This is a genomic window from Sphingomonas sp. 2378, assembly GCF_038084995.1.
Classification (GTDB): Bacteria; Pseudomonadota; Alphaproteobacteria; order Sphingomonadales; family Sphingomonadaceae; genus Sphingomonas.
Genome location: NZ_JAXCMJ010000036.1, coordinates 1 through 26,578, shown reverse-complemented (window position 1 = coordinate 26,578; position 26,578 = coordinate 1). Strand labels below are relative to the sequence as shown.

The 26,578-nt window shown below is 67.7% G+C and carries 29 protein-coding genes and 1 pseudogene; 7 read left to right on the top strand and 23 right to left on the bottom strand.

All coding sequences use genetic code 11. The annotated features are described in order from the left end of the window. Window positions 1-61: 61 nt before the first annotated feature. The 5 genes and pseudogenes from SM191_RS15150 to SM191_RS15130 all read right to left on the bottom strand — a co-directional run. A pseudogene (locus SM191_RS15150) lies at window positions 62-922 on the bottom strand (MFS transporter); the annotation flags it as partial. Between the two features lie 61 nt (window positions 923-983). Next, the gene (locus SM191_RS15145) at window positions 984-1,643 is read right to left on the bottom strand and encodes a TetR/AcrR family transcriptional regulator (protein WP_341506930.1); all 660 of its coding nucleotides are present in this window, start codon (window positions 1,641-1,643) and stop codon (window positions 984-986) included. A gap of 131 nt (window positions 1,644-1,774) precedes the next feature. Further along, window positions 1,775-2,665, bottom strand: a complete 891-nt coding sequence (locus tag SM191_RS15140) for an ATP-grasp fold amidoligase family protein (protein WP_341506929.1) — start codon at window positions 2,663-2,665, stop codon at window positions 1,775-1,777. Between the two features lie 174 nt (window positions 2,666-2,839). After that, complete coding sequence (locus SM191_RS15135; RefSeq protein WP_341506928.1) at window positions 2,840-3,814, bottom strand: SDR family oxidoreductase; 975 nt, start codon at window positions 3,812-3,814, stop codon at window positions 2,840-2,842. 157 nt (window positions 3,815-3,971) lie between these two features. After that, on the bottom strand, window positions 3,972-4,136 hold the full coding sequence (locus tag SM191_RS15130; protein ID WP_341506927.1) for a hypothetical protein: 165 nt from the start codon (window positions 4,134-4,136) through the stop codon (window positions 3,972-3,974). Window positions 4,137-4,197: 61 nt separating this feature from the next. On the opposite strand from SM191_RS15130, the gene SM191_RS15125 reads away from it, so the two are divergent. Then, on the top strand, window positions 4,198-5,178 hold the full coding sequence (locus SM191_RS15125) for a methyltransferase (RefSeq protein WP_341506926.1): 981 nt from the start codon (window positions 4,198-4,200) through the stop codon (window positions 5,176-5,178). A 26-nt stretch (window positions 5,179-5,204) separates the two neighbouring features. Here the strand turns inward: SM191_RS15125 and SM191_RS15120 are convergent, their stop codons facing one another. The 6 genes from SM191_RS15120 to SM191_RS15095 form a co-directional block, all read right to left on the bottom strand. After that, window positions 5,205-6,332 (bottom strand): PepSY-associated TM helix domain-containing protein, encoded by a 1,128-nt coding sequence (locus tag SM191_RS15120; RefSeq protein WP_341506925.1) that lies wholly within the window; start codon window positions 6,330-6,332, stop codon window positions 5,205-5,207. Then, window positions 6,332-8,545 carry a TonB-dependent receptor gene (locus tag SM191_RS15115; RefSeq protein WP_341506924.1) on the bottom strand — a complete coding sequence of 738 codons (2,214 nt, stop codon included), beginning with the start codon at window positions 8,543-8,545 and terminating at the stop codon, window positions 6,332-6,334. Before SM191_RS15115 ends, SM191_RS15120 begins: the two co-directional genes overlap by 1 nt. Window positions 8,546-8,627: 82 nt before the next feature. Next, window positions 8,628-9,038: a DUF2946 family protein gene (locus tag SM191_RS15110; protein WP_341506923.1), complete on the bottom strand. Its 411-nt coding sequence runs from the start codon at window positions 9,036-9,038 to the stop codon at window positions 8,628-8,630. A gap of 191 nt (window positions 9,039-9,229) precedes the next feature. After that, a complete protein-coding gene (locus SM191_RS15105; protein ID WP_341506922.1) occupies window positions 9,230-9,742 on the bottom strand; it encodes a DUF2306 domain-containing protein in 513 nt (170 codons plus the stop codon). Further along, entirely contained in the window at window positions 9,739-10,380 is a 642-nt protein-coding gene (locus SM191_RS15100; RefSeq protein WP_341506921.1) for a TMEM175 family protein, read from the bottom strand. Before SM191_RS15100 ends, SM191_RS15105 begins: the two co-directional genes overlap by 4 nt. A gap of 177 nt (window positions 10,381-10,557) precedes the next feature. Next, the gene (locus SM191_RS15095) at window positions 10,558-11,403 is read right to left on the bottom strand and encodes an oxidoreductase (protein ID WP_341506920.1); all 846 of its coding nucleotides are present in this window, start codon (window positions 11,401-11,403) and stop codon (window positions 10,558-10,560) included. 47 nt (window positions 11,404-11,450) lie between these two features. On the opposite strand from SM191_RS15095, the gene SM191_RS15090 reads away from it, so the two are divergent. From SM191_RS15090 to SM191_RS15070, 5 genes are all read left to right on the top strand, one after another. Next, the gene (locus tag SM191_RS15090; RefSeq protein ID WP_341506936.1) at window positions 11,451-12,068 is read left to right on the top strand and encodes a TetR/AcrR family transcriptional regulator; all 618 of its coding nucleotides are present in this window, start codon (window positions 11,451-11,453) and stop codon (window positions 12,066-12,068) included. A 161-nt stretch (window positions 12,069-12,229) separates the two neighbouring features. After that, window positions 12,230-14,074 (top strand): pilus assembly protein TadG-related protein, encoded by a 1,845-nt coding sequence (locus SM191_RS15085; protein WP_341506919.1) that lies wholly within the window; start codon window positions 12,230-12,232, stop codon window positions 14,072-14,074. Then, on the top strand, window positions 14,071-14,589 hold the full coding sequence (locus tag SM191_RS15080) for a TadE/TadG family type IV pilus assembly protein (RefSeq protein WP_341506918.1): 519 nt from the start codon (window positions 14,071-14,073) through the stop codon (window positions 14,587-14,589). Before SM191_RS15085 ends, SM191_RS15080 begins: the two co-directional genes overlap by 4 nt. Beyond that, the gene (locus SM191_RS15075) at window positions 14,586-14,993 is read left to right on the top strand and encodes a TadE/TadG family type IV pilus assembly protein (protein ID WP_341506917.1); all 408 of its coding nucleotides are present in this window, start codon (window positions 14,586-14,588) and stop codon (window positions 14,991-14,993) included. The genes SM191_RS15080 and SM191_RS15075 overlap by 4 nt, the downstream gene beginning before the upstream one ends. Window positions 14,994-15,359: 366 nt before the next feature. Then, window positions 15,360-15,641, top strand: a complete 282-nt coding sequence (locus SM191_RS15070; RefSeq protein WP_341506916.1) for a hypothetical protein — start codon at window positions 15,360-15,362, stop codon at window positions 15,639-15,641. Between the two features lie 28 nt (window positions 15,642-15,669). On the opposite strand, the gene SM191_RS15065 is transcribed toward SM191_RS15070, so the two are convergent. Then, window positions 15,670-16,818 (bottom strand): purine nucleoside permease, encoded by a 1,149-nt coding sequence (locus SM191_RS15065; protein ID WP_341506915.1) that lies wholly within the window; start codon window positions 16,816-16,818, stop codon window positions 15,670-15,672. 378 nt (window positions 16,819-17,196) lie between these two features. Between SM191_RS15065 and SM191_RS15060 the strand changes: the two genes are divergently transcribed. Further along, window positions 17,197-17,700, top strand: coding sequence for a hypothetical protein (locus SM191_RS15060; RefSeq protein ID WP_341506914.1), 504 nt, complete (start codon window positions 17,197-17,199; stop codon window positions 17,698-17,700). A gap of 12 nt (window positions 17,701-17,712) precedes the next feature. On the opposite strand, the gene SM191_RS15055 is transcribed toward SM191_RS15060, so the two are convergent. From SM191_RS15055 to SM191_RS15005, 11 genes are all read right to left on the bottom strand, one after another. Beyond that, the gene (locus SM191_RS15055) at window positions 17,713-18,012 is read right to left on the bottom strand and encodes a hypothetical protein (protein WP_341506913.1); all 300 of its coding nucleotides are present in this window, start codon (window positions 18,010-18,012) and stop codon (window positions 17,713-17,715) included. Then, complete coding sequence (locus SM191_RS15050) at window positions 18,009-19,016, bottom strand: chemotaxis protein CheB (RefSeq protein WP_341506912.1); 1,008 nt, start codon at window positions 19,014-19,016, stop codon at window positions 18,009-18,011. The genes SM191_RS15055 and SM191_RS15050 overlap by 4 nt, the downstream gene beginning before the upstream one ends. 27 nt (window positions 19,017-19,043) lie before the next feature. Then, window positions 19,044-19,484 carry a chemotaxis protein CheW gene (locus SM191_RS15045; RefSeq protein ID WP_341506911.1) on the bottom strand — a complete coding sequence of 147 codons (441 nt, stop codon included), beginning with the start codon at window positions 19,482-19,484 and terminating at the stop codon, window positions 19,044-19,046. A 38-nt stretch (window positions 19,485-19,522) separates the two neighbouring features. Beyond that, on the bottom strand, window positions 19,523-19,885 hold the full coding sequence (locus tag SM191_RS15040; RefSeq protein WP_341506910.1) for a response regulator: 363 nt from the start codon (window positions 19,883-19,885) through the stop codon (window positions 19,523-19,525). Window positions 19,886-19,914: 29 nt separating this feature from the next. After that, on the bottom strand, window positions 19,915-20,457 hold the full coding sequence (locus SM191_RS15035) for a chemotaxis protein CheD (protein WP_341506909.1): 543 nt from the start codon (window positions 20,455-20,457) through the stop codon (window positions 19,915-19,917). Next, complete coding sequence (locus tag SM191_RS15030; protein WP_341506908.1) at window positions 20,454-21,488, bottom strand: protein-glutamate methylesterase/protein-glutamine glutaminase; 1,035 nt, start codon at window positions 21,486-21,488, stop codon at window positions 20,454-20,456. Before SM191_RS15030 ends, SM191_RS15035 begins: the two co-directional genes overlap by 4 nt. Continuing rightward, window positions 21,485-22,342, bottom strand: a complete 858-nt coding sequence (locus SM191_RS15025) for a CheR family methyltransferase (protein ID WP_341506907.1) — start codon at window positions 22,340-22,342, stop codon at window positions 21,485-21,487. Before SM191_RS15025 ends, SM191_RS15030 begins: the two co-directional genes overlap by 4 nt. Next, window positions 22,339-24,408, bottom strand: a complete 2,070-nt coding sequence (locus tag SM191_RS15020) for a chemotaxis protein CheA (protein WP_341506906.1) — start codon at window positions 24,406-24,408, stop codon at window positions 22,339-22,341. Before SM191_RS15020 ends, SM191_RS15025 begins: the two co-directional genes overlap by 4 nt. Window positions 24,409-24,422: 14 nt before the next feature. Continuing rightward, on the bottom strand, window positions 24,423-24,686 hold the full coding sequence (locus tag SM191_RS15015) for an STAS domain-containing protein (protein ID WP_341506905.1): 264 nt from the start codon (window positions 24,684-24,686) through the stop codon (window positions 24,423-24,425). 42 nt (window positions 24,687-24,728) lie between these two features. Further along, the gene (locus SM191_RS15010; protein WP_341506904.1) at window positions 24,729-26,156 is read right to left on the bottom strand and encodes a methyl-accepting chemotaxis protein; all 1,428 of its coding nucleotides are present in this window, start codon (window positions 26,154-26,156) and stop codon (window positions 24,729-24,731) included. 216 nt (window positions 26,157-26,372) lie between these two features. Beyond that, the coding region (locus tag SM191_RS15005) for a hypothetical protein (RefSeq protein WP_341506903.1) at window positions 26,373-26,578 on the bottom strand (206 nt) is incomplete at its 5' end.

Genomic DNA, 26,578 nt, shown 5'->3' with positions numbered 1-26,578 from the left:
ACCTTCACCGCCTTCCCCTCGCGATCGGTGGTGAGGACTGGGGGGGGCTGCTGCAACTTGTTCATGAGCTTGGGTATCGCGGCCGATCCACGAGCCTTGGGCTCCTCAGCAACAGGAGGAGCGCGGCGGACAGGATGACCAGCGCGATCAGCGTCAGGATGGGAATATCCGTGCTGGCGAACCGGCCGAGCAGCATCGCGAAAAGGGGCGGTCCCATGGCGGCGCCGAGCAGGAAGCTGACATTATGCCATGCGTAGATGCGGGAGATCGCACGCTGCCCGAAATATCGTCCAACGAGGATCGAGAGCAGGTCGGTCTCGGCGCCCATCGCAACACCCATCAACACGCTCATCGTGACGGCGGAGACGCCGATGCTGTCGATGCGGAGCAGGATGCCCAGCGCAGCCGCGGCGCACAGCACGCCGCCCGCGCCGACGATCGGGACGGGGAAACGATCGAGCAGCCAGCCGAACACCAGCCTGCCGGCAATCATCGCGACACCGGCGATCGACGACAGCATCGCGATCTGCGGCAGCGTGCCGGCCCCACGCTGGAGCATCAGCGCGACGAAATTCGCGGTCAGCGCGTAGCTGGTCATTCCGAACAACAGGAAGACCGCGATGATGATCCAGAAGGCACGGGTCCGCAGCGCCTGGGCCACGGTTAGACCCGATGATACCGCCGGCTGGTCGATGCGGACGGGATCGGCCGCATCGGCGAAGGGGACGCCCGCCTCTGCCGGATCGTCACGCACGAACAGGGCGACGAGCGGCAGCACGAGCAATATCAGGCCCGCCGCCAGGGCATGGAAGGCATGGCGCCAACCGAAGGCTTCGCTGATGGACTCGACGGCCATCGGCAGGATCGCGCCGCCCACGCCCTGGCCCGCCACCGCAAGGCCGAGCGCGAAGCCGCGGCGACGGTCGAAGAAGCTTTTGGTTGCGGGGGTGCAACTTTCCCTTCGCGCGTGGGGGGCGGGGGGCTCAGCCGCGTCGCGATATGAAGCGGGCGGCCGCCTCCAGCGCGGGTACGGTCATGGCGATGGTCTGATCGATCAGCTCTTCGAGCGACAATATGGCGTGTCCGCGAAAGGCGAAATTGTCACGCGCCGCCAGCCCGACGATCATCGCGAAATGCTGCTGGGAAAAAGCCAGCTCGAATTGCGATGTGGTCAGGTCGAGCAGGGCGGCCATCCGCTCCATCAGGGACACCGCGAGTCCGCGCCGCGCGTTGAACGGGTCGTCGCGGCGATGCGGATCGAACCCGATCCGCGTCGTATATTGCAGCAGCAGCCGCGCATAGCTGTGGTGGCCGTTCGCGTCGATCTGCTCCGACATCGGCAGGAACACCGCCTCCAGCAGACTGCCGAGGTCATCCGTCAAGCCGCGCTCTTCGGCCTGGCGGATACATTCCTGGCGCCGCATGACGATGTGTCGCATCCGGATCGCGAAGATGGCGTCGATCAGCCCGTCACGCCCGCCGAAATGATATTGCACCGCGAATTTGTTCGCCTGACCCGCTGCGGCCGCGATCTCCTGTAGCGACGGCGTATCGATGCCGTGCGTCCCCATCAACCGCTCGCCGGCGTCGGCAAGCCGGCGCTTGGACGGCGTTTCCTCGCCCTCGATATCGAACAGCGTCACGGGCCTGGGATGAGCGATGAGTCTGGGCATAGCGGGTCAGGATAGAGGCGTCGGGGAATAAATCGATCGTCGCTTTTTGAGCAGCCGGTCTCGGCTCGGAGCCCCGAACATTCCCGGATCACCGCCTGTTCCTATCCCCCATACCGATCCAGAGCGTCCGTCAGAATGCGGCTATACATCCGATGGGTCGGACTTACGCGACAAACACCGGCGCTGGATGGCGCGATGCCGAGCGAGGCCGCGGGGGTGAAGGTGAGTTCGCCGAAATAGACGCCGTCGCGACCATCATACAGGTCGACGCGAACGAATGCGAACGGTGCCGACAGCGCGCGCGCAGCGGCGATCATCATGTCCAGCCGGTTTCGCGTCGCCATGGCGAAGCCCTTTGGCGCGGTCAGGCCATCATTCTCATCCATCGGATCGAATTGCGGGACGCGGAACAGACGACTCCAGGGATGCCCGAACCGTCCATGGTCGATCTGGCACAACAGGGGTTCGCCATGGATGCAATGGAATTTGTAATCGTCGGGCGGTCCCGGTCGATGCGCCGGTATCAGCGTTTCGACGATGATCTTTCGCGGCAATCGCCAATATTGCATTTCGCGCAGGATCGCGGCGTAATCGATCGCAGCGAGGTCATACAGGTCCCGCAAAGAGGCAGGATCGACGAGATCGCGCAGGAAGACGACGCCGCCACTGGCATGGGTCGGCTTCGCGACGGCGTGCGTACCGATATGGGTACGAAGCCGATCGAAGAGCCGCTCGGGCGAGGCCGACGTCTCGACCGGCATGACGGCCAGCGTTTCCGGAACATGCAGGGCAGGGAAACGTCGCTGTGCCTCGGCCTTTGCCCGTTGCTTGTCGACAAAGGCCCGCTGCGATGCCGACCAGTTCGGATCGATCATCCGGTCGTAGATGACGTCGTTGATCAGCGCATCGGGATGGCGGGGCGGGAGGGGGGCGCGGCCGAACTTGCGCTCGAATGGCACCGACGCCACGCGATGATTGGCGGCCCGCGTCATGGGGCCGCTCGAACCGTCAGCCCCGTCTCCGTTCGAGCCATCATGCGAAGGTGACGACGTGCTGCCCATGGTCATGAATCCCGGTCGAGGTCAGAGGGGCCCCAGGGCGACGCGCAGCGCATATGGCCGGATGTCATGGCAATAAGGCGATGCGCATCGACAGGGGGGGCGATGCTATTGGCGTCGCATCGCGAACGCGCCGATCACCGCGAGACCGCCCAGCGCGGCGCCCACCCCCATGATACCGGCTTTCCGTCGCCGTGCGGGATGGCGCCGCCCGCCGTCGATACCGCTGGGGCTTGCGGGTGGCGTGAACAGCGCGCCGCTGCCGTCCTCACCGGGATCGGCCTTGCGGCTCCAGCTGTCCATGAAGCCGTTCATGATCCCGGCGGCCAGATTGGGGACGAGCAGCTGGTTCAGCTTCAGGACGATCGCGGGGGCACCGATCGCGGTCGTATTGCGGGGGTGGTCGGCAATCCGGACGACCGCCTTTGCCACGGTTTCCGGCGCCAGCGAACCGGGGGGCAGCGACAGCCTGGCGCCCGTATGATTCCCGGCATGGTCGATGCCGGGCGTGTCGACGAAGGTCGGATAGACATCGCAGATATGGATGCGCGGATGCTTCGACAGTTCGCCGCGTAGCGCCTCGCTAAACCCGCGCAGCCCGAATTTGCTGGCCGAATAGGCGGCGGCATAGGGTGTCGCGACAAAGCCGCCGACCGAGATCATGTTGATGAAGATACCATGATCCTGCGCCAGGAAGATGGGTAGCACCGCATGCGCGTCATTCATATGGCCGATCAGATTGGACGCCACGACCTGTGCATGATCGGCGATCGGAACGTCCTCATAGCGTCCGACGACCCCGACGCCGACATTGCTGAACCAGACATCGATTCCACCGAGCGCCTGGGCGGCCTCCGCCGCGAAGGCGGCCACCGCCGGCGCGTCGGTGACGTCGAGGACGCGCACATCGACCTGCCCGCCCGCGGCACGGCACTTCGCGGCGATATCATCGAGCCCCGCTTGCCCTCTTGCAGCCAGCATCAGCCGCGCGCCGTCCCCGGCGAACGCCATGGCGGTCGCCGCCCCGATGCCGCTGGAGGCACCGGTGATGACGACGCGTTTTCCCGTTCGATCCCCTGCCATGCCGTTCACCTCTACTGGAAAGTAGAAAAACACGACGATTACAGACGGTTGTCGTTCCCGCCGAGGCCAGGATGGGAGAGGTTCGGCAACGCCATGTCGTCATGCCCTCGGGATCGCCACCGGCCGATGCGTCCCCGGAGCATGCGTCTCGGTGCCGTCATGCCGGGAACAGGGGCAGAGCGAGACGGCCGGGTTGTTCCAGACGATGATCGTCCCACCCCAGCAACTCGCCGACCGTGTGTTTGGCGAAGAAGGCGGGTGTGCAGCGATGCGCGGTCGGGGGCGACGGATCGGGCGCGACCCGACCAACAGGCTGATCCATATTGAAACCGGGAACCCCGCTTGCCCCCCGATATTGAAGGAGAAAATGCACGGATCATAATGTGATAGACGAAATTCAGCAGCGCCCGGAAGCGGCTCGGGCCCCAACCGGATCGACAGAGCAGCGCGAGGGCCTGTTGCGCCTCCTGCAATTGCTGGAGGCGCGGGATTATGCGTTCGTGACGCCGACACCCGCCACCCATGCGCGGGTGCTGGTCAATCGCGGGGGTCGGCCTGCGACCGATTTGCGGGACATATTGGGCTGGAGCCTGCCCTTCTCGCCGTCCGTCCTGGACGCCGAGCTGCGCGCCGCCCTGGAGGGAGCGGCGATGCTGGTCGAACGCGATGACGGGTTCCTGCAAGCCGCGCTGCGCGTGTCGCGGGTCGAGGGGACGCTGTTCCTCCATTCCGCCTATCCGACCACGGCGACGGACTCCGTGTTTCTGGGGCCGGACAGCTATCGGTTCGCCAAGCTGATCGTCGGGCGGATGGACACGGGCGCGCGGCGCATCCTCGATTATGGCGCGGGGGCCGGGGTCGGCGGGATCGTCGCGGCGCGGGTCGCGCGCGGCGCCCATCTGACGCTGGCCGACATCAACCCGCGCGCGCTGTTCCTGGCGTCGATCAACGCCGAACATGCCGGTGTCGCGCACAGCGTGGAGCGGGTGTCGGCGCCAAAGGAACTGACCGACTCCTTCGACCAGATCGTCACCCATCCGCCGTTCATGATCGATGCGGATCGCAGGGCCTACCGCGATGGGGGCGACCTGTATGGCGGCCGGCTTTCGCTCGACTGGACGCTTCAGGCGCTGGCACTGCTCAAGCCGAAGGGACGGCTGATCCTCCATACGGGAGCCTCGGTCGTCGAAGGGCAGGATGTGCTGCGAAAGGCGCTGGCCGAGCATCTGCCCGCGACCGGATTCGAGATCGACTATTCCGAACTCGACCCCGACATCTTCGGCGACGAACTGGAAAAGCCGAGCTATGTCGATGTCGAACGGATCGCGGCGGTGGGGTTGGTCGTGGGGCGGGTGGGACTGTGACGTCCCACAAAGCCGATCGGCCAACGTCAGGGGGCATGCATGGCCCTGCGCCGTCGAAGCCAATGCAGGATGCCGGTCGCCCATAGCAGCGAGGGGACGAGGCCCGTCACCACGGCCAGGATGCGGGTCGCCAGGCCTCCGACCGTACCGTCATGCAGCGTGCGGATCCAGCTCGCCACGGCGGTTCCGCTATTGGCACGGCGGACATCGTGCACCGCCAGCACCTGTCCCGAGACCCGGTCGATGAAGACGTAGCTTCCCGGAAAGCGCGCATGGGGGTCGCCGGGCACCTGGAGGCGCACGCGGATCGGTGCGTCGGGCGCGCCGGGCATGTCGATGAAGACGATCCGGCCATCCGGCAACGCCCGATGCGCCACGTCGAACGCTCGCACGATCGTCGTGCCCGCACCCGGGCCGCCCATGGACTTGGGAGCCGGAATGGCAGCGGGCCGCAACAGGACCTGGGTGACGGCAGGCAGCGCGAGCAATATGCCGGTCGCGACCAGCACGAACAGCAGCGCCATGCTCCAGAGACCGGACAGCTTGTGCAGGTCGCGCAACCGGCGGATCGGTGCCGCGTCGCGTTTGAAGGCGACCGCCTTGCGCCAGCTTCCGCGCGGCCACCAGACCGCGATGCCGGTGGCCAGCAACAGGAGCATCGCCACGCCCGACCAGCCCACCACCTGACCGCCCAGGTCGCCGGCCAGCAGCGCCATGTGAAGCTGGTAGAGCCAGCTCATCAGATAGCCGCCCCAGGGTTCGGCACGGACGATCCGCCCGCCATCGGGCGAGAACCAGACCATCATCCGATCGGCGTGATGGCCGTGACCGGACGACGGATAGAAGCGCGCCGGGATCGCGCCGCCTTCGCCCGTCACCTCGATGGTCCATTTGCCGGCGGGATCGTGCCAGCGGGCACGCCCTGCCGCCAGGGCCCGATCCCAGACCGGCGACGTCAGGTCCGGCGCACCGTCGCTCCGCCCGCCCTCGACCACGGGATGAAGCGCGGCGTCGATGCCGGTGTAGAACACCAGCGCCGATCCGGTGAGGCCCAGCACCGCGAACAGCAACCCCAAGCCCATGCCCAGCCAGAGATGAACATCGCGCACCAGGATGCGCGCGCGCGATGCCGTCGATCGGCGATGGCCGGGCATCAGAATCGCGTCGCCAGCGCCACCTCGAACGATCGCGGCGCGCCGATATAGATGTTGGTGGTCGGATAGCCGGAATATTCGCCGTAGAAGGCGTTGGTCAGGTTCCGGCCGCGCAGCGTCAGGGTCGCCTGCGGCGCGACCGGGAACGACAGGCTGGCATCCGGCACGATATGCCCGGCGACCCGGATGGTGTTGGCGGTGTCGGTATAGAAGGCGCTGGCATGTCGCAGGAAGCCGCCCAGCGTCACCGTGCCGGCGATGGTATAGAGCGCCGAGGCGTTGACCGTGGTCGAGGGCACGTTGATCGGGCGGTTGCCGCTACGATCGATCCGCACGCCCCCGACCAGCTCGGAAAGCGCGTCATATTGCGCGTCGGTGTAGGACACGCCGCCCGACAGGCGCAGCGCCTTCACCGGAGAGAGGACGCCGGACAGCTCGACGCCCTGCGAGGACTGCCGCCCGCCCTGCACGGCCAGTGCCGGGTTGTCGGGATCGCGCGTCAGGATATCGCGCTGTTCGATCCGATAGGCCGCGCCGGTGACGCTCGCGCGCCCGCCCCAGCCACTTGCCTTGAAACCGGCCTCATAGGCACGCCCCTTCGTCAGCCGGAAGCGGCTGTTGGCGATCGAGGCCAGCAGGATCGAGGATACCGGCGATACCGCCGTCGTATATTGCGCATAGAGCGTCAGGCCCGGTGTCACGTCCCAGGTCGTGCCCGCACGCCACGAGACGGGATCGAAGGTCGGACGGTTGCGATCGACCGCACCGGTGGCATTCTGGATCGTCGCGCGGTCCAGTTCCATATGGTCCCGGCGTATCCCGCCCACCAGCAGCCACTTCGGCGTCAGGTTCAGCGCCTCCTCCGCGAAGACCGAGGTCTGTTTCAGCCTGGAATCGAAGGTGACGTTGCCGGCGGTGAAGATCGCGGTCCCGGTGGGCAGGGGCAGGACGGCCGGGTTGCGCACGTCCACCGCCGGGAGGGCGGAGGTGGAGGCGGTCTGCCGCAGGCTGACGAAATCGGTGTCGTTATGCTCGACGCCCAGGCTGAAGCGGTTGCGCAGGCCGATGATCCGGCTGTCATGTCCGATCACCCCGCGCGCGTTCCAGAACCGGTGATCGTGGCGGAAATCCTGATAGGTCTGGCGAAAGCTGCCGCTCGGGAACGCCGGGGTGGGCGAGACGAAGGTCTGGCTGTCCGCCAGCAGGAACGCGCGCTTGGCGGTATAGCCGGTCAGGTCGAGCGCGAAGGTCCAGCCGCTGCCGATCGACCAGTCCAGCCGTGAGCGCAGCGTCGTTTCGTCGGCACCGGAATAGGCGCCCCGGGGATTGTAGTTGCGGCGACGCAAGCCGCGATCGGCGACCAGACCGTTCGCCGTCGTGACGGTATCGGTCGGGTGCAGCGCATATCGGCCGGGGATCAGCGGCAAACCCTGATAGGTGGCGTCGTAACGATCCTCGAAATGATCGACCGCGACGAGCAGCGAGAACCGGTCGCTCGGCCGCCATAATGCGCTGGCGGTCAGTCCGGCCGAGAAGCTGGCGTTGTCGTCGACATCGTAGAGACTGTCCGACCGCTGGTAGCTGGCGTCCGCGCGCACCGCGATCGTCGACGAAACCGGCAGGTTGACCCCGCCGCCTGCGAACACCGTGTCGAAGCTCCCGACCGACAGCAGGGTATCGAGATGGCGTTCGCCCAGCACGGGCTTGCGCGTGACCTTGTTGATGACGCCGGCCAGCGCGCCTTCGCCGTAGAGGACCGACGCCGGGCCCTTCAGCACCTCGATACGGTCATAATGCCAGTTGTTGCTGTCGCGCTGGACGACGGTCGATGCCGACACCCGCACCCCGTCCTGAAGGATCGAGACGGTGTTGCCGGCGAAGCCGCGCAGCGAGACGACCGCCGGGTTACCCGGCACGTTGCCCGCGATCGCGCCGACCACGTCGTTGAACGTCTCCCGCGCGGTGCGGAGGCCGCGAAGCTGGAGATCGTCCTGCGTCAGCACCTCGACGCTCGCCGGCGTCTCGCGGATCGAAAGGCCGAGCCGACTGTCGGCCTGCGCCTGATCGTCCAGCTTCAGCGGATCGCGCTGGCCGGTGACGACGATCGTCGCATCGGTGCGATCGTCGGCGGTGTCGCGGGTCTGTGCCGCGACCGGCACGGCCAGCAGCAGGCAGGACGCAGCCGCGCCGACCGGAAGATGTGTTCGAAGCATGGAAATACCTTTGACCGGCCCGACGCCCAGGGCGCGGTCCGCGGTTCATGGACGCGCCGGATCAGGCGCGTGGAACGACAGGTCAAAGGGAGGCCGGCGGTCCTCGCAGCGGCGGACGGAGATAGGCGGGACATGAGGGGGGCCGCGGAACCGTGGCGATCAGGCCAAGCGCCAGGACGAATGCGATCAGCGCGGCGAGCTGGACGGGATCGATCGCGCCCAGCATCGCGGCCGACAGACCGGAGAAGGCACAGGGCGTCTCCGCCTTGCCATGGTCCTTCGGCCCGCCATGGTCGGGCATGTCACCATGCAGGCCCGGCATCGCCATCGTCATCGCGCGCGGCGCGGTGCCCGGGCAGAGGGTGACGGTGATCCGCCCATGATCGGTGTCGATCATGTAGCCGACGGGGACCAGCAGCTTCAGCAGCAGCGTCGCCGCGCAGATCAGCACGGCAAGATGGCGTTGCGCCAGAAGATGCCGGACGGCGTGCACGGAGAAGGCCCTAGCGTTGCCATGCGGTTGCGTCACTTGGACATTCCGCCCCGCTCCGGCTTTCCCCTAGCGCGCCCCGGTCAGGCTATGGAGACACCCGGGCCCAACCCCTCCCCTTCAGGGAGGGGTTGGGGTGGGGCATCTCCGCACGCGCCGCATTTGGAGAAGCGCCCCAGCCTCCGACGGGTCGATCAGCCGAACAGCCAGGTGCCGAGCAGACGGTGAAAAGGGAAGGTGAAGAAACCGGCGACCAGCAGGGCGCCGATCACCATGCCGTGCACCGCCCGTCGATGCCGGGCCACATCGTGGTGACGCGCCGTCCACCAGATCAGCGGCACCTGCACCAGCGTCCAGAACGACAGGAGGTGGATGACGGAGAACCGCCCCGGCCCGGAGACGTGAATGAACAGCGAGCAGATCGCCGTCGCCAGCATGGCGACGATCCACAGCTTGCCGATCGTCCGGTGTCGCCGGTCGCCGCGCACGCGCAGCAGCATGACCGGCGTCAGCGCGGTCGCGACGAGGATGGTCGCAAGGTGCAGCCAGATCAGCGCCGGCACCATCCGCCACTGATCGTGCCCCCGCAGGATCGCTGCGACGGCCGCGACGAACAGGATGACCGCACCAGCCGACAGCAGGCGGTCGATCCGTTCCGGCCGCACGGAGGCGCGGGGCGCGGCGGGATGAGCGACGGACGCCATCATGCCTCCGATCCCTCGCCCGACACGCCGGAACGATGGCCGAGGCGGGTCAGGACCAGCAGGACGAACGGCGTTACGACCACCATGGCGACCAGCCCGGCGACCGGCGACACCATGCCCGCGACGAAGCCGGTCGCGGCGATGACGAGCGGCGACCACATCGAACGCCGCAACTGTCGGGCATCCTCCGCCACGTCGGGATCGCCTTTCGACAGGTGCCGCATCGCGACGGTGATGACCCGGACATTGGCGAGCCCGACCAGCAGCAGATAGGCCGTGTAGAAGCCGATCGCGACGCGCATCAGCGAATAGTCGCTCAGCACCGCGGTCGGGAACGGCATGAAGGCGATCGCCATCAGCAGCAGCAGGTTGGCGCGGACCAGCGCCGGATCGGCCGCGTCGATCATCGCCATCAGCCGGTGATGCCCGGTCCAGAACCGGCCGATGACCAGGAAGCTGATGATGAAGCCGATATAGTTGGGCAGCAGGTTCGCCAGCGCCTGCGCCAGTGATGATTCCGTGACGGCGTGCAATTCCGGCAGGCGCACCTCGATCACCAAGAGCGTCATGGCGATCGCGAACACCGCATCCGAGAAGAAGGTCAGCCGTTCGAGTTTGGCGTGTTCACGGTCGTTCGTCATGGTCGTCCCCCCAGCGCCGCATCTTCACCGCAGGTCGACGCCAAGGCAAGCCGAAGAGAAGGCCGAGCGCAAGGCCCGGTCATCGAAACGCTTCCGGCCGTTCACCGCGGACACGTCAGGGCCGATCGAGACGATCCCGGCCGTTTCGATCGCCTTGCGTTCCAGGAAGCGTCTCGGTCAGGTCGCGAAGCTGGTCGAACGGGAGAGCGCGTCCCACCGGTCGCGTTCCTCTTTCATCGCCTCCAGCTTCTGATCGACCAGGCCGAGCGCGTCGGCACCGAGGAACAGCCGTGTGGGCGGCGTTTCCGCGTCGATCAGGGCCAGCAGCGCCTGCGCGGCCTTCGCCGGATCGCCCGGCTGGTGGCCGCTCTTGGCCTGCCGTGCCGCGCGCAGCGGGTCCATGACCGCGTCATAGTCGGCGATGCTGCGCGGCGTGCGGTCCATCGAGCGCCCCGCCCAATCGGTGCGGAACTGACCGGGGGCGAGCGCGGTGACGCGGATGCCGAAGCCCGCGACCTCCTTGCCGAGCGCTTCCGAAATGCCCTCCAGCGCGAATTTGCTGCCGCAGTAGAAACCGATCCCCGGCATGGTGATGAACCCGCCCATCGACGTCACGTTGACGATATGGCCCGCCCGGCGCGCGCGCATGGCGGGGAGCACCGCCTTCATCATCGCCACCGGCCCGAACACATTGGCGGCGAACTGACGCTGGAGATCGTCGATCGACGATTCCTCGACCACGCCCTCGTGACCATAGCCCGCATTGTTGACCAGCACGTCGACCGCACCCGCCCTCCGCTCCGCGCGGGCGACGGCGTCGGGGATGGCGGCATAGTCGGTCACGTCCAGCACCAGCGGATGCGCGCGATCGGGTTCGAGCGCCGCGAACGCATCGGCGTCGCTCTCGCGCCGGACGGTGCCGATGACCCGGTGTCCGGCATCGAGCGCCCCTTGCGCGAAGGCGCGACCCAGGCCCGAGCTGACACCGGTGATGAGGAAGGTCTTTGGCGAGACGGCGTTCATACGATAACCCTGTGAAACCGGATAACTATATCATGATATAGGTGCGTATGACGCTAAGCAAGCCCAACGGCTCCCCCGGCGAACGGGGAGCGCCCGTCCGCCAGCGGGTGCTCGAAGCGGCGGAACGGCTGCTCCGCTCGGGCAAGGCCGGATTTTCGATGCGCGATCTGGCGGCCGAGGCGGGGGTCAGCTTTGCCACGCCCTTCAACCAGTTCGGCAGCAAGGCTGGCGTCATGCACGCCCTGTCCGGCCGACGGATCGAGACGATGGCGATGCGCTATGCCGCGGCGACGCCGCCAGTGGACAGGGCAGGCCGTATCAGGCTGGCGGTCGCGGTCGCGGTCGCCGTCATGCTGGAAGAGCCGGACGTGAACCGCGCCGTGATGGGATCGCTCGGCACCGCCGGCCCGGCTCGAACCGATGCCCTGGAACGATCCGCGGCCTTTTGGGCGCTGGCATGGACGGGCGAGGCCATGGTCGGCGTTTCACGTCGACCATCGGCCAGCGACGGACCTTACCAGCTCGCCCTCGCCTTTCGCGGGGCCTTGTCCTTCTGGTCGGCGGGCGAGCTATCCGACGACGAACTGCGTCAGGCGGCCCTCGCCATCGCCGACACGCTGGCGCCCGTTCCGCCTCACTTGCCGTGCCGGGCGTCGCCCGGATAACCAAGGGGTCGGGCGATCACGGAAAGCGGAATGGCCCCGGAAGAGGGAAGGGTTCCCTTGGGGTAAGGCGAACGCGATGAACCAGGGCGACCCGCAGGTCCCAAACGACCTCCGGCAGACGATTTAACCTTAATTATACAATATCGTGCCATTTGGGTGCCATGCCCGTTCGAAGATCGCTCAAGCACGTTTTCGCGGCCCCTGGAAACGCCGAACCAAAGTCGCTTACTTTCCGAAGCGATCGGCGAGGGTCGGTCAGCCTGCTCGGCGTCCTCGCACTGCTCAGCCTGATCGGCACCGCGGCCTTTGCCGTCGAACTGGGGCAAGGTTACCGATCGAAGATCAGCCTGCAGGGCCCGGCCGATGCCGCGGCGCTGGCGGCGGCAAACGCCTATGTGCAGTCGCCCGATGATGCCGTGCTGGCCGCCGCTGCCAAAGATGTCGCACTGGCGAACGGCATCCTGCCGCAGCGGGTGACGGTCCGGCACATCACCGGATACAGCGCCACCATCGGCGATGTCGTGCAGGTCACGATCACGACGTCCATTCCGCTCCACCTGGCCCGCATCTTCACGCCCAAGACCAGCTATGACGTCACGGTCGTGTCGATCGCCTCCTTGCCGAGCAGGCAGGCGCCGCCCTGCATCCTGGCGCTGGCGCCGTCCAATGGCGTGACCCTGTCGGGCGGCACGTCCGTCAGCGCGTCCAATTGCGCCGTCCTCTCGAACGGCCCCATTGCGATCAGCGGTGGCTCGACGATCAGCGCGAAGGCGGTCACGTCGTCCGGCGATATCGGGCTGAACGGCGGCAGTGGGCTGAAGGCCGATACGATCACCTATGGCGGAAGCCTGACCAATGCCGGCGGCAGCAGCGTCACCGGCCGCCAGGTCAAGGCGACGAACAGCACGCCCGACCCGATGGCGAACAACAGCGCGCTGGCGGCGGCTTTCTCCCGGCTCGGTTCCGCCACCGCCCCCCGAAGGGCGAGCGTGCCGACCGGCGACGACCTTTCCCTGTCCTATTATCCCACGACGATGACGTTCCAGGGCAAGACCGGAACGCTGTCGGACGGGACATGGACATTCCCGGCGGGCGAATATCATTTCGCCAATCTCAATACCGGGTCGCTGAAGCTGCACATCCAGGGGCCATCGGTCGTGACGGTGAGCGGCAGCGTGACCGTGGGCGGGGGCGGGGGGCTGATGCTGCCCGATGGGCCGGTGACCATCAACGCGCCCGTCACGCTGAGCGGGGGCACCACCCTGACCGTGGGAGCCGGTCGCCATTATTTCGGTTCGATCTCGCTGGGCGGCGGGTCGACCGCCACGATCGGCGCGGGCGACATGGATGTGGCGGGCGCCATCCTGGTGGATGGCGGCGGCAGCCGCCTGACCATGGGGGCCGGAAACTATGCCATCGGGAATGACGGCAAGGGCACCGCGATCAGCCTATCGGGGGGTAGCGAGGCCAGCTTCGGCGATGGCGCCTTCAGTGCCAACGGCGCGGTCAAGACCGCCGGCGGCAGCAACATCGTCTTCGGGGCGACCGGTACCCATTATATCAACGGCGATCTGGACCTGAACGGCGGTTCCACCTTCGGGTCCGGCACCTACCTCATCAATGGCGGCTTTACGAACAATACCGGGGGCACGATGGCGGGCCGCGACGTCAGCTTCATCCTGGCGGGCACGTTGAAAGCCGCCGGGGGAACCTCGATCGCCCTGAACGCGCCGTCGGGCGGATCGTCCTTCGGGATCGCCGACATTCTCTTCGCGACGCGATCCAGCGCCACGACCACACTGGGCGGGGGGACCCAGGACGCCTATTCCGGGATCATCTATGCGCCCAATTCCGACTTCCGGATGAGCGGCGGGGCCACGATCGGGGGCGGCTGTTTCTCCCTGGTCGTGAAGACCGTGACGCTCTCCGGGGGGCCGAGCGCGGCGACCGCCTGTGCCAGCATGTCGGCGGGCGGGAATAGCGGCAATGTGGGGCTGGTGCGATGAGGAGGAAAGCTCCGTCACAGCTCCTCCGGGAAACCCGGGGTGTCGCGGCCATCGAGTTCGCACTCTGGTCGCTGCTGATCTTCGGCGCGCTCCTCCCGGCGCTCGATTTCGGCGTCTATCTCGTCAGGAGCGCCAGGCTGAGCAGCGCGGTCGAGCAGGCCTCGATCCTCGGCTATAACATGCGCAACGCCAATGCGTTGGATGTCGACCGGCTCTCCCGATATGTCGTCGCCGCCAGCGCCCTTCCCGCCGATAGCGTCACCGCGACCATCCGTTGCAACGGCCAGGCGCAGAATTGCGCCGTCGCCCCGTCCGCGCGCTCATGCTCCTGCGTGGCACCCGGCCTGCCGACGACCTATGTGCCCGCGTCCAGTTGCGGCGCGCCCTGTCCCAGCGGCGCCACCTCGGGCTTCTATGTCACGGTCGCCGCGGCGTCGAATTATCGCTCGATCATCCGGAATCCGTGGCTCGATGGTTCGACCATGGCGAGCGCGGTCACGGTGAGGCTGCCATGATCCGACGCCTTCGAGCCGACCGCAAGGCGGCCAGCGCGGTGGAGTTCGCGCTGCTGGCACCCGCCCTGCTCAGCTTCCTGTTCCTGCTGATCGAAGGCGCGCTGCTGGAATGGCGGCAGCAGGGGCTTCAGCAGGTGGCGTCGGAAAGCGTCCGCTGCTTCGCCCTCGGCGCATCGGGGTGCGAGACGCCGGAGGCGACGCGAGCCTATGCCAGTGCGCTGGCTCAACAACGGGGCATCCCCGCACCGCCGAGCAGCGTCACGGTATCGACCGACCAGAGCTGTTCCGGGGCGAACGGCATGAACAGGGTGACGATCGTCGTTCCGATCAGCCTTGCCACATCGCTCCTTCCGAAATCCCTTTCGACCCTCACCGCCAATTCCTGCTTCGTCGCGCCGAATTGAGGGGGCTCCACTCCCTGGGTGAGGGGTCGAGCGAGCCGCAGGCTCGGGATCGGAAGCGCGACGGATCGGGACATCGCCCGCCTCGCTTGCCGTTCGAGTTCGGGCAGACAGCCGCTTGCGGGAATAGCAGCCAGGATTAACCTGCATCAGCGCAATCCGGCCGATTCCCGACCGCAGCTTGCATCCTCGAATTTTGGAGACAGGACCTTGTCGCGCTTCCGGTGTGTCGTGCCCTCGCTTCTTGCCCTCGGACTCGCTGGAGCGGCTTGCGGCCAGGCGAGCAGGAGCGACACGCCGACGGACAGGATCGAGGTTCCCAAGGTGGAACGAAAGGGCGTCTGGCAACCGACCGTCGGCGGAACCCAAATGCCGTTATGGCCCGCAAGCGTCGCTCTCGCCAAACCCGACACCGGCGACGAGGCCGAAGCCACGGGCAACGGCTCGCCGCTGGTCGGTGGCAGGAAGTGGCATTGGGCGAGCTATGTCACCCGGCCGACCATGACGATCTACCGGCCGAAGGGGCGGAACACCGGTGCGACCATGCTGGTGCTGCCGGGCGGGGGCTTCTACGCGGTCGCGACGGATCTGGAAGGGACCGAGATCTGCGACTGGGTCGTCACGAAGGGCATGACATGCGTCATGCTGTAGATCGGGATAGCCTTTGCGTCCGCCCGTCTCACCGGGCGGGCTTTGCGGGATCGTTCGCGGGCGTATCGACGGACGGGACGGTGTCGGCATAGAGGTCCCAATGGTCGAGCAATTCGTGCACGACGGGAACGCCGACGCGGTAATTGGCCTCATAGGCGACCATTTGGCCGGGGCCCTCGTCGCCGACACTGGCGGTCGCCGAGGTGCCCGGCGGTGGCATGGACGGATTGCTGCCCGTGCGGAGAACCATGACCCGCCCCGGATCCACCAGTTTGAGCTTGGCGCCCAGTTCGATCGCTCCGGCCAATGTCTGGCTTTCCATATTGGTCATGGCGAACACGCCCTTCTGGTGCGTCCACAATCTGACCCAGTCGCGCGCCCAGCGGGTACGTCCCGGACCATGCCAGTAGCGGCGCGAACCCAGCGTTTCGCCCATCAGCACGAACGGCGGACGCTGCGCATTGGGATAGCCCTTCCACGCCGCCCGCGCCCGGCGCAGCGACGGAGAATCCGGTATCCGGACCGAACGCGTCCGCTCGAAGGCCCAGCGTGCCAGGCCCTGGTTCAATTCGATCGCCATGCCCAGTCCGGATATGTCGTCGGTTCCGCCGAAGCTGTTGCCGTTGGTCGGCAGCCGATCGGGCTTGTCCGCGCCGATCGCGAAAAGGCCGTAGGGCCATGATGTCGGCACCTCGCGATCGTCGAATTCGCGCAACGTATCGCCCTGTACCACCCAGCGGGCCCATGCCGCGCTACCGACGGAGGCCACGGCAGGATCGACGCCGGAAATCCCCGTGAACAGCCAATATGTCTTGGTGAAATCGAAGCGAGGGTCCATCAACAGCCCGATCAGCTGCTGGCCATTGTCGCTGAACAGGGTGCCGGTGCTGCCCCAGACCATGCCGTACAGTCCCTGCGCATTTCGGCGTAGCGGGTGTGTCGCACCCGGCAGGGGGATGACTTCGTCCAGATGTTCGCGCTCGGCCCAGAGCTGGAACTCGCCGGGAACATCGCCCATGTCCTTGCCCGGCTCGAAATTCGCGATGACGATCACCTTGACCGCTATGCGCTGGTTCGTGGGCAGGGGGGGCACCGGCGGCTCCTGCGCCGTCGCCACCGATGGCGACGCGAAAGCCAGGGCAAGGGAGAAGACGGATAGACGGAGGATCGATCGCATTGCTGACTCCCGCGACTGGAAAACCGATACGCGCTCGCCAACCATGCCCCCGGAACCCGGCCTGCCCGGTGTCGGCGCTAAGGCATGGCATCGGACCGACGACCAGCGAGCAGCCAGCAACTATCGATTATAGGCGTGCACGCAAACGCAATGAATCTGACGCAGCGTTGCAGGAAGTAGAGCAGCGACACGGACCGCAGGCTGGGACAGACGCCGTGGGAATCGTCTCGGCTGGGTCATGCCGCCATGCTATCCATGCGCCATCCCGGCTGACGGCCATCCCCGATCGCGGCGCATCGCCTGACGCCCTTCGACGACACGGCAACGGAGACAGGAACGATGGTGAAGAGCTATTCCCGCATTCTCGTGATCGCATGCATGGCCCTGAGCAGTCCGCTGTCAGCCCAGGACAGCGACGGCCAGGATTACCCCGATCTCCCGCGTTATCCGCAATCCGTCATCGACGGCTACCGGGCACCCTCGCTCGACGAGATCGTCATCCCGACCGGCCCGATCGCCGATGCCGAGGGGCAAGCCAACCGACAGGTCGTCGAAGGCACGGTCACCCATATCGATTACCGGGTGAAACCGGCGACCGCTCCCTTGCAGATCGAGCGCTATTATGACGGCGTGCTGCGAAAGGCGGGGTTCGCGATCGCCTATTCCTGCGTCGGCCCGGCCTGTGGGCGCGATATGGGCGCGTTGATCCTCAATTCGGGCAAGGTGGCGCCGGTCGGGCTGGCGGACGGCCTGTTCAACGACCGGATACGGGTGATGGTCGCCCGGCGCGCCGAAACCTGGGTCGTGCTGCACATCGCCGAAGGACCGGATCGGTCGCAGATATACGAGGCGGTCGTGGAAGGCGCATCGGCGCGTCGGTAAAGGGTGTTCATATCATGACGGTGCGCCGACCGGCCGATCCGACAGGGCCTTTTGCAGGCGGTCGGCCATGTCGGCGAGGGGGACTTTCGCGATCGAATCCCGATCGGCCCCCGTGCGCAACAGGTCGGCGACGACCAGCAGATGCTGGGTCACCTGGTCGACCGATTGCAGGCTGGTCATATGACGCCGCAGCGTCTCGCTGTCGCTGCCGAGGTCATAGGCCAGCTCGCCGAGCCGCTGGGACGCCAGCAACAATTCGTCGGCCAGGGCGCCATAGACGATGGCACCGCCGCCCTCGGCAGGCCCGGTCATGATTTCGAGCATTGCTTGATGACCATCGCGGCCAGGCCGTCCCGCGCCACCGGCTGACTGGCCATGCCCCGGGCGAGGACATAGCCGCCGCCCGGCGCGGGCGAGAAGGCATAGCCGCCCGCCCCCAGCATCGCCTTGACCCCGGCCCCGCCATCCTCGCTGCCGTCGATCAGCAACAGCCCCACGGCATTGGCCCCCGCCGCCTTGGCCGCCGCGGCGAACAGCAGCGAGATGGACGGGCGCTCCCCCGCGACCGGATCGCGCGCCAGCAGCCGCAGCCGCCCCGATGGCCAGGCATCGAGCACCAGATGCGCCTCGCCCTGGGGCGCGAAATAGATGGTGCCCTGCTCGATCGCCATGCCGTCGGTCGCGACCTCGACCTTGGGGGCGACCTTTTCGCGAAGCTTGGCGACCATGCCCTCGACCAGTCCGGGGCCGAGATGCTGGACGACGACGGTCGGGGGGCCGTTGGCCGGGAAGGTCGCGAACAGGTCGAACAGCATCGCGGTGCTGGAGGCGTCGCCCCCCACCACCAGCACCCGGCCGTTCCAGTCGAGCGGGGGCGCGACGCCCGTCGCGGCGGCCGACCGCGCGGCCTTGAGGTCCGCCGTCTTCGCCGCCTTGATCCGCTTGCCCAGCTTGGCGATGATCGCGTCGATCTCGGCGGGCGCGGCGACCAGCGGCTTGGGCAGGCAGTCGATCGCGCCCAGCCGCAGGGCTTCGATCGAGTCCGCCGCGCCATCGGTGGTCCGGGTCGAGAACATGATGACCGGCATGGGCCTGGTTTCCATGATCTCGGCCAGATATTCGATGCCGCTCATGCCCGGCATCTCGACGTCGAGCGTCATGACGTGCGGCCTCAGCGTCTGGACCAGCTCGCGCGCCTCGGCGGCACCGTCGGCCAGGCCGACGACCTCGACGCCCGGAATGCGTTCGAGCGCACCGGAGATCAGCGCCCGCATCGTCAGCGAGTCGTCCACAACAAGAACCTTGGTGGCGGCCATGGGTCAGTCCTTCGGTTCGTGTTTCGCTCAGGCCGCGTCGGCGAGAGGGGGTTGGTCGACAAGTCGATCGAGCGCGAGGACGAGGATCATCCGGCCCTCGATCGTGGCGAGCCCTTCGAGGAAGCGGGAGGCTTCGCCCTCGCCCATGTCGGGCACCGGCTGCATCTCGTCCGTGGGCACCGCGACGATGTCGTTGACCGCATCGACGATGATGCCCTGCATCTGCTCGCCGACACGGACCACGATGATGACGTGGCGGGCGGTCGGGTCGGTCATGCCCCAGCCGAGACGGCAGCGCAGGTCGAGGACCGGGAGCACGACGCCGCGAAGGTTGACCACACCGCGGATATGCGTCGGCACATTGGGCAGCGGCGTCGCCGGCGACCAGGCGCGGATCTCGCGAATGGCCATGATGTCGACGCCCAGCACCTGGTCGCCAAGCTGGAAGGTAATGAGTTGGCGCGACATGGGCGTCCTCTCTCGCTCAAAAGTCAGGGGGTCGGGGGTCAATGCAGCACGCGGCGGATGGCGGCGGCCAGCTTGTCGGGATGGAAGGGCTTGACGATCCAGCCGGTCGCCCCGGCGTCCCGGGCGCGCTGCTTCTTCTCGTCGGAGCTTTCGGTGGTGAGCACCAGGATCGGCAGGGCGCGCCGCCCCTGGCTCCTCACCTTTTCGATCAGGCCGAAACCGTCCATGCGCGGCATGTTGATGTCGGTGATGAGCAGGTCCGGCGTCATCCCGTCGAGCGTCTCCAGCGCGTGGACGCCGTCCTCCGCCTCGACCACGCTGTAGCCGAGGTCCGACAGGGCGACGCGCAGCAGCATCCGCATGCTGGGGGAGTCGTCCACGGTCATGATCGTCTTCGGCACGCTCGGTCCCCTTGCTATGATAGTGTCCATCAGAAAAACTCCACGTCGCCGGTCGAGGCCGGCGGTGCCACGGTGCGGATGACGACCGGCGGGGCGGCATCGGTCACGGTGCGGCACCGCGCCAGGCCCAGCGCCGGTCGGAACTCGACCCGGCGCGCGCCGGTGCCCGCGACGTCTTCGCCGACCAGCGGGATACGCTCCTGGCGCAGGAAGGTCCGGGCGAAGGCGATGTTCGTCCCGCCGATGTCGCGGAACCCCGCGCGCATCGAGGCACCGCCGAAGATCCGGGCCTTCAGGCGATGCCGGGACGCCCCCATCGCCAGCATGGCGTTGATGAGCACCTCCATGGCATAAACGCCGTAGCGCTGCATCGACGCGGCGTCGGACGCGCTGCCCTGGGCCAGCAGATAATGGTTGATCCCGCCGACCCGCGCCACGGGATCGTAGAAACAGGCGGCGACGCAACTGCCGAGGACGGTGGTCAGCACCACGTCCACCTCGTCGCTGACGCGGGTTTCCCCTTGCGCCACGGTCACCCGGCGCAGCCCGTCGCGGATGGCGAGCGCGGTCATGCGGCGCACTCCGCCAGCAGGCGTCCGGCGATGCGGCGGAGCGGAAGCTGCTCGGTCACCGCCCCGGCCTGGAACGCGGCTGCGGGCATCCCATAGACGATGCTGGTCGCCCGGTCCTGGCCGAACGTCACCGCGCCCGCATCGCGCATCGCCTTCAGCCCCGCCGCGCCGTCATTCCCCATGCCGGTGAGGATCGCGCCGGTCGCCTCCGTCCCGGCCATGGCCGCGACCGAGTGGAACAGCCGGTCGACCGAGGGGCGATGGCCGTTGACCTTGTCGGCCTCGACCAGTCGGCAATGACGGCGCGTGCCGCTGCCCGCGATCTCCAGATGGCGATCGCCGCCCGGCGCCAGATAGACCTTGCCCCGGGACAGGACGGCGCCGGGGCGGGCCTCCTGCACCTGCGGCGCGCAGAGGCGGTCGAGGCGGGCGGCGAAGCTGGGCGTGAAGGTCGCGGGCATGTGCTGCACGATCACGGTGGGGGGGCAGTCGGCGGGGAAATCGGCGAGCAGCGCGATCAGCGCCTCGACACCGCCGGTGGAGGCGCCGATCGCGATGATGCTGGCCGCCCGCGCGCCGCGACGCGGGGCCGATACCGGCTTGTTCGCCACGATGGGCGACAGCGGCGCGTGCGGGCGCGAAGCCGCCGCTGCCCGGACGAGCTCGACCAGCCCGATCCCCGGCGTGGAGCCGGGAAGGGCATGGAGCCGGCTCTTGTCGAAACAGTCGAACGCCCCCAGTTCCAGCGCCGCCAGACTGATCTCGGCCCCCTGGCCGGTCAGCGACGACAGCATCACGACCGGGGTCGGGCGCAACCGCATCAGCCGCTCGAGGAAGTCGAGGCCGTTCATGCCCGGCATCTCGATATCCAGCGTCACGACATCGGGATTGAGCGCCTTGATCTGCGCGCGCGCCTGGTCGGCCCTGGCGGCGGTGCCAACCACCTCGATCGCGGGATCGACCGCCAGCTTGCGCCGGATCATCGCCTGCATGGTGGGCGAGTCGTCGACCACGAGGACGCGCACGCTCATGCCGCCACCTTGAGATAGGCGGTGCGGCCGACGCAGCGGAAACGCTGCTGCACCGCGCCGACCAGGCGTTCCGAATGGCCGATATAGAGCATCCCCCCCGTCTCCAGCCGGTCGGCGAGCCGCGTCTGCAACCGTGCCTTGGTCGGTTCGTCGAAATAGATCATGACGTTGCGACAGCAGATGGCGTCGAAGCGGCCCTTCATCGGCCACTCGCCCAAAAGGTTCAGGGGGCGAAAGGCGATCGCGTCGCGCAACATCGGGTCGATCGCGGCGTCGTCGCCCTGGCCCCGGACCCAGGCGGCGCGCAGCGCGGCGGGCACGGTGCGCAACGTCTGCGCCGTATAGCGTCCCGCGCGCGCCGTCTCGATGACGCTCGACGACACATCGGTCGCCAGCAGGCGCAGATCGCCCTTGAGCAGCGCTTTCGCGGCGGACCGGTCGCTGCCCAGCGCCGCCATCAGCCAGCTATACGGCTCCTCGCCGCTCGAACAGGCGGCGGACCACAGGCGGACGCGACCGCCCCTGGCGAGCCGGGCCGCCAGCGCGGGCCAGAGTCGCTCGACGAAATCGTCGAAATGGTGGCTCTCGCGAAAGAAGCTGGTGTGGTTGGTGGTCAGCGCATCGATCGCCCGCGCGCGCTCCGCCTCGTCGCGACCGATCAGCGCGACATAGGCCCCGACGCTGTCGAGGCCGCAGGCCCGCACGCGCGGCGCAAGGCGGCCATAGACGAGCTGCGCCTTGGTGTCGGGAAGCAGGATGCCGACACTGTCATAGACGAGCGCGGCGACGGCGCGGTGGTCCGCCGCGCAATAGGCGAACTCGCGGGGCCGGGCGGGCGCGGCGACCCCGCTCATGCGGCGTTCGCCAGCATCGCCCGACCGGCGCGGCGACCCCGCTCGGTCAGGGCGTCGACATCGACGATCAGCGCCACGCGCCCGTCGCCCATGATCGTCGCGCCCGCGACGCCGTCGATCGCCTGGTAATTGGCCTCCAGGCTCTTCACCACGACCTGACGCTGGTCCTGGATGGAGTCGACCAGCAGCGCCGCCTGGCCCTGGTCGCCCTCGACCACGATCAGCACCGCCGAGGTCGGATCGCGCTCGGCCCCGGCGACGCCCAGATGGTCGGCGAGCGGCAGGACCGGCACATAGCATCCCCGCACGTCGAGCAGCGCCCCGTCGCGACCGAACCGGCTCAGCATATCGTCCGATGGCCGCAGGCTCTCGACGATATGGCTGAGCGGGATGACGAAGGTCTGCGCCCCCACCGTCACGATCATCCCGTCGAGCACCGCCAGGGTCAGCGGCAGGCTGAGCGTGAAGCTCGACCCCTTGCCCTTGCTCGACTGGATGCCGATGCGGCCGCCCAGCGCCTGGATGTTCTTGCGCACCACGTCCATGCCGACGCCACGGCCCGACACGTTGGTGATGGCGACGGCCGTGGAGAAGCCGGGCGCGAAGATCAGATTGTCGATATCCTCGTCGCTGAGGCTCGCATCGGGCAGGACGATGCCGCGTTCGATCGCCTTGGCGCGGACCCGCTCGCGATCGATGCCCTTGCCGTCGTCGGCGACGGTGATGACGATGCGGCCGGAATGATGCGCGGCGGACAGGCGCACCACGCCCTCCGGCGGCTTGCCCGCATCGACCCGCGCCTCCGGGGTCTCCAGCCCGTGGTCGACCGCGTTGCGGATCAGATGGGTCAGCGGCTCGCCGATACGCTCGACGACCGTCTTGTCGACCTCGGTCATCTCGCCCTCGACCTCCAGACGGACGCGCTTGCCGGTCTCGCCCTCCAATTCGCGGACGATGCGGGGCACGCGGCTGAACACCGTCTTCATCGGCTGGGCGCGGATCGCCATGGTGGAGTCCTGAAGCTCGCGCGTCAGATGCTCCAGGTCGCTGAGTTCGGTGCTCCCGCCCATGCCGTTCTCGGACAGGCGCTGCGCGAGCATCGCCTGGGTGATGACCAGTTCGCCGACCAGGTTGACCAGCCGGTCGAGCTTGTCGAGATCGACGCGGATGGTCTGGGCGGGGGCGGGGGTCGGAGCCGGCGCGACCGGCTGGGCCTCGGCGGGTGCCGCCTCCAGCGCCGACGCCGGTTCGGCTTCGAGCAGGGGAAGGGCGGTCTGCTCGCGCGCCAGCTTCAGGGCGCAGGCGTCGGTGAACTCGAACACCGAACGAATATCGTCTTCGGCGACATGGGCCGGCAGGGCGATCGTCCAGCCGAGATAGGCGCAATCGGCATCCAGCGCGTCCAGCGCGGGCAACGCCCCCCGGTCGCACGCCACCACCGAGCCGCCCAGCAGCGCCAGCTCGCGCAACAGGAGAAGCGGCTCCGCGCCATTGTCCAGCGCATTGGCGGTGGGCCGATAGTCGAGCCGCCAGTCGCCGGGGGCGGGCTCCCCGGCGGACGCGGGAGCGACGTCGCCCAGCATCGCCATGAGGTCGTCGAAATCGTCGACCGGAAGCGCCTCGGGCGCGGGTGCCGCGCTCTCGACCGGGGCAGGGGCAGGGGCCGACGCCCCGCCTTTGCAGGCATCGGTCAGGCGGGCCAGCATCGCCGCGTCGGCGGGGGCCGCGACGCCGTCACGTGCCGCTGCGACATGATCGGCGAGCATGTCGAACGCCCCCATGACCAGGTCAAGCAGCGCGGGCGTCAGCGCCAGCGTCGCGTTGCGGACGAGATCCAGCAGCGTCTCATACTGATGGGTATAGGCCTGGAGCCGTTCGAAGCCGAACGCCCCCGCGCCGCCCTTCACCGAATGGACGCAGCGGAACACGCTGTTGATCGTCTCCGGATCGCGGTCGCCGTCGCCGTCGCCGTCGCCGTCGCGCAGCAGGGCGAACGCGCTCTCCATCCCGGCAAGACCTTCCTCGCATTCCTGGAAGAAAATCTGCTGGATCGCATCGATGTCCATGGTTGCGTTCCCGATCAGACGGTGACGAGATCGTCGAGCCCGGCCAGCGCCGCCATCTCGACAAGCGCGGGCGCCGGGTTGACGATGGCGAAGGGCAGGGCGCTCCGCGCCGCGGCCTCACGTCCGGCGAGCAGCACCTGAAGACAGGCCGTGCCGATCCGCTCCACCGCCGCTCCGTCGAGGAGCAGGGGCTGCCCCTTTTCGACCGCCTGCCGGAGCGTGGCGCGCAGCGGGCCGGCAGCCGGTGTGTCGAGGATGGCGGGGAGGGGGGCGATCATGGCGATGGATCCGGCGTGCGGGGAAGGGACGGGTGGCGGAGATCAGAATTCCGACCAGTCGTCCTGCGTCACGGCAGCGCCGCCTCCCGCCGCGCCGACCCGGCGCCGGGTGTTGCGGGCAATCTCCCGCCCGGCCTGTGCCGCGCGCGCCTGAAGCGTGTGCACCGTGCCGCTCGACCCCGAAGCATGGTGCGCCTGGCCGAGGGTGAACCGCGCGACCTGGCGGGCGAGTTCGTCGGCTTCCTCCGACAGGCTGCGCGCGGCAGCGGTCGCCTGCTCGACCATGGCGGCATTCTGCTGGGTGACCCCGTCCATCTCGCTGACGGCGGTGTTCACCTGCTGCAAGCCGGTCGATTGCTGCTCCGCCGACGTGGCGATGGTGCCGACCAGCGTGCTGATCTCGCCGATACGACCGATGATCCGTTGCAGGGCCTTGCCCGTCTCGCTGACCAGTTCGACGCCCACGCCGACCTGATGCGAAGAGGCCATGATCTTGGTCTTGACGTCCTTGGCCGCATCCGCCGACCGCTGGGCGAGCGCGCGAACTTCCGAGGCGACGACCGCGAAGCCCTTGCCCGCATCGCCCGCCCGTGCCGCCTCGACACCGGCATTGAGGGCCAGGAGATTGGTCTGGAAGGCGATGCCGTCGATGACGCTGATGATCTCGCCGATCTCGGCGGAGGCCCGCTCGATGCCGGTCATCGCGTCGACCGCGCGGCGGACCACGTCGCCGGACTGCTCCGCCTCGGCCCGGGTCTCGCTCACCACGGTGTGGGCGCGCATCGCCCCGGCCGCCGTCTCGCGGACCGTGCCGGTGATCTCGTCCATCGCCGCGGCGGTTTCCTCCAGGCTGGCGGCCTGCTGCTCGGTCCGCTGCGAAAGGTCGTCCGACGCCTGGCGAATGTCGTTCGCCCCGTTGTTGATGCCGTTCGTGGCTTCGCTGACCGAGGACAGCACCTCGGCCACGGCGTCCATGGCGCGGTTGTAATCGACGCGCAGGCGCTCATAATCCGCCGGGAACGGCTCTTCGATGCGATAGCTGACATCGCTGGTCGCCAGCTTCGCCAGCCCGGTGCCCAGGGCACCGACCACCAGTTGCTGGGCCGCGCCCGCGTCCTTGACCACCTGGCCGTTGGCGCGGAACACTTCCATGGCCCGGGTCATGCGACCGACGCAATCGCGATGGTCCGTCCACCTGATCGGCGTCGTCAGGTCGCCCTCGGCAAGCCCCTCCATGCGCTCGACCGTACCCACATAGGGATCGCAGACCAGCTTCTTGGAGACGATCCCCACCAGCATCGTGACGGCCAGTGCCATGCCCGCCACGACCATCAGAGCGACAGGCGATCCCTGACGGGACAGGGCCAGCCAGGTGGTCGCGACCGGCACCGCCGCCAACGCAGAATAGGTGGCGAACAGCACATCGAACTTCCGACGGATCGGTGCGTCCGTGCTAAACCATCGTATCATGCCCTGAGCTCCTGATCGTTGCCGCCGCAGCGGGGATCCATTGCCATTCTGGAATGGATCCGATTTCGGAGCTATCTGGGGAAAATCCTCTAATTAGCGGTTAATTTCTCCGTTAAATCTCAACTACGTTAATCAATCATGTTACTGTCGAGGGGCGCCTGTTCTTGCCCCGCCAGCATTCAGGCACCGGTCGAACGCCCGTCCGCCTCCGCGAAATCAGCCCGCACTCATGCCGGTCACGACATCCAGGTCGGTCATAGCGACAAGGCGCATTGTCATGCGCGAAAGCCGTGCTTGCTGCGCTTCGCCGTCGATGTCGGCTTCTGTGAAGGAAATCGGGCACCGGCAGGTGTACGATATCCTCCAAAGCAGGAAGCCGCGGGCCACGCGCGGTGAGCTATGGGGTTTTGGGGTTTTGCGCT

Coding starts and splice junctions, on each gene's coding strand:
- SM191_RS15030 (WP_341506908.1), bottom strand. CDS start 21,488: ATGAGCGTGCGCGTCCTCGTGGTCGACGACTCGCCCACCATGCAGGCG.
- SM191_RS15140 (WP_341506929.1), bottom strand. CDS start 2,665: ATGACGCGGGCCGCCAATCATCGCGTGGCGTCGGTGCCATTCGAGCGC.
- SM191_RS15130 (WP_341506927.1), bottom strand. CDS start 4,136: ATGGATCAGCCTGTTGGTCGGGTCGCGCCCGATCCGTCGCCCCCGACC.
- SM191_RS15100 (WP_341506921.1), bottom strand. CDS start 10,380: ATGACGAACGACCGTGAACACGCCAAACTCGAACGGCTGACCTTCTTC.
- SM191_RS15135 (WP_341506928.1), bottom strand. CDS start 3,814: ATGGCAGGGGATCGAACGGGAAAACGCGTCGTCATCACCGGTGCCTCC.
- SM191_RS15095 (WP_341506920.1), bottom strand. CDS start 11,403: ATGAACGCCGTCTCGCCAAAGACCTTCCTCATCACCGGTGTCAGCTCG.
- SM191_RS15105 (WP_341506922.1), bottom strand. CDS start 9,742: ATGATGGCGTCCGTCGCTCATCCCGCCGCGCCCCGCGCCTCCGTGCGG.
- SM191_RS15020 (WP_341506906.1), bottom strand. CDS start 24,408: ATGGACATCGATGCGATCCAGCAGATTTTCTTCCAGGAATGCGAGGAA.
- SM191_RS15060 (WP_341506914.1), top strand. CDS start 17,197: ATGGCCCTGAGCAGTCCGCTGTCAGCCCAGGACAGCGACGGCCAGGAT.
- SM191_RS15065 (WP_341506915.1), bottom strand. CDS start 16,818: ATGCGATCGATCCTCCGTCTATCCGTCTTCTCCCTTGCCCTGGCTTTC.
- SM191_RS15025 (WP_341506907.1), bottom strand. CDS start 22,342: ATGAGCGGGGTCGCCGCGCCCGCCCGGCCCCGCGAGTTCGCCTATTGC.
- SM191_RS15035 (WP_341506909.1), bottom strand. CDS start 20,457: ATGACCGCGCTCGCCATCCGCGACGGGCTGCGCCGGGTGACCGTGGCG.
- SM191_RS15010 (WP_341506904.1), bottom strand. CDS start 26,156: ATGATACGATGGTTTAGCACGGACGCACCGATCCGTCGGAAGTTCGAT.
- SM191_RS15090 (WP_341506936.1), top strand. CDS start 11,451: ATGACGCTAAGCAAGCCCAACGGCTCCCCCGGCGAACGGGGAGCGCCC.
- SM191_RS15075 (WP_341506917.1), top strand. CDS start 14,586: ATGATCCGACGCCTTCGAGCCGACCGCAAGGCGGCCAGCGCGGTGGAG.
- SM191_RS15045 (WP_341506911.1), bottom strand. CDS start 19,484: ATGTCGCGCCAACTCATTACCTTCCAGCTTGGCGACCAGGTGCTGGGC.
- SM191_RS15015 (WP_341506905.1), bottom strand. CDS start 24,686: ATGATCGCCCCCCTCCCCGCCATCCTCGACACACCGGCTGCCGGCCCG.
- SM191_RS15055 (WP_341506913.1), bottom strand. CDS start 18,012: ATGACCGGGCCTGCCGAGGGCGGCGGTGCCATCGTCTATGGCGCCCTG.
- SM191_RS15070 (WP_341506916.1), top strand. CDS start 15,360: ATGCCGTTATGGCCCGCAAGCGTCGCTCTCGCCAAACCCGACACCGGC.
- SM191_RS15120 (WP_341506925.1), bottom strand. CDS start 6,332: ATGCCCGGCCATCGCCGATCGACGGCATCGCGCGCGCGCATCCTGGTG.
- SM191_RS15115 (WP_341506924.1), bottom strand. CDS start 8,545: ATGCTTCGAACACATCTTCCGGTCGGCGCGGCTGCGTCCTGCCTGCTG.
- SM191_RS15080 (WP_341506918.1), top strand. CDS start 14,071: ATGAGGAGGAAAGCTCCGTCACAGCTCCTCCGGGAAACCCGGGGTGTC.
- SM191_RS15050 (WP_341506912.1), bottom strand. CDS start 19,016: ATGGCCGCCACCAAGGTTCTTGTTGTGGACGACTCGCTGACGATGCGG.
- SM191_RS15085 (WP_341506919.1), top strand. CDS start 12,230: ATGCCCGTTCGAAGATCGCTCAAGCACGTTTTCGCGGCCCCTGGAAAC.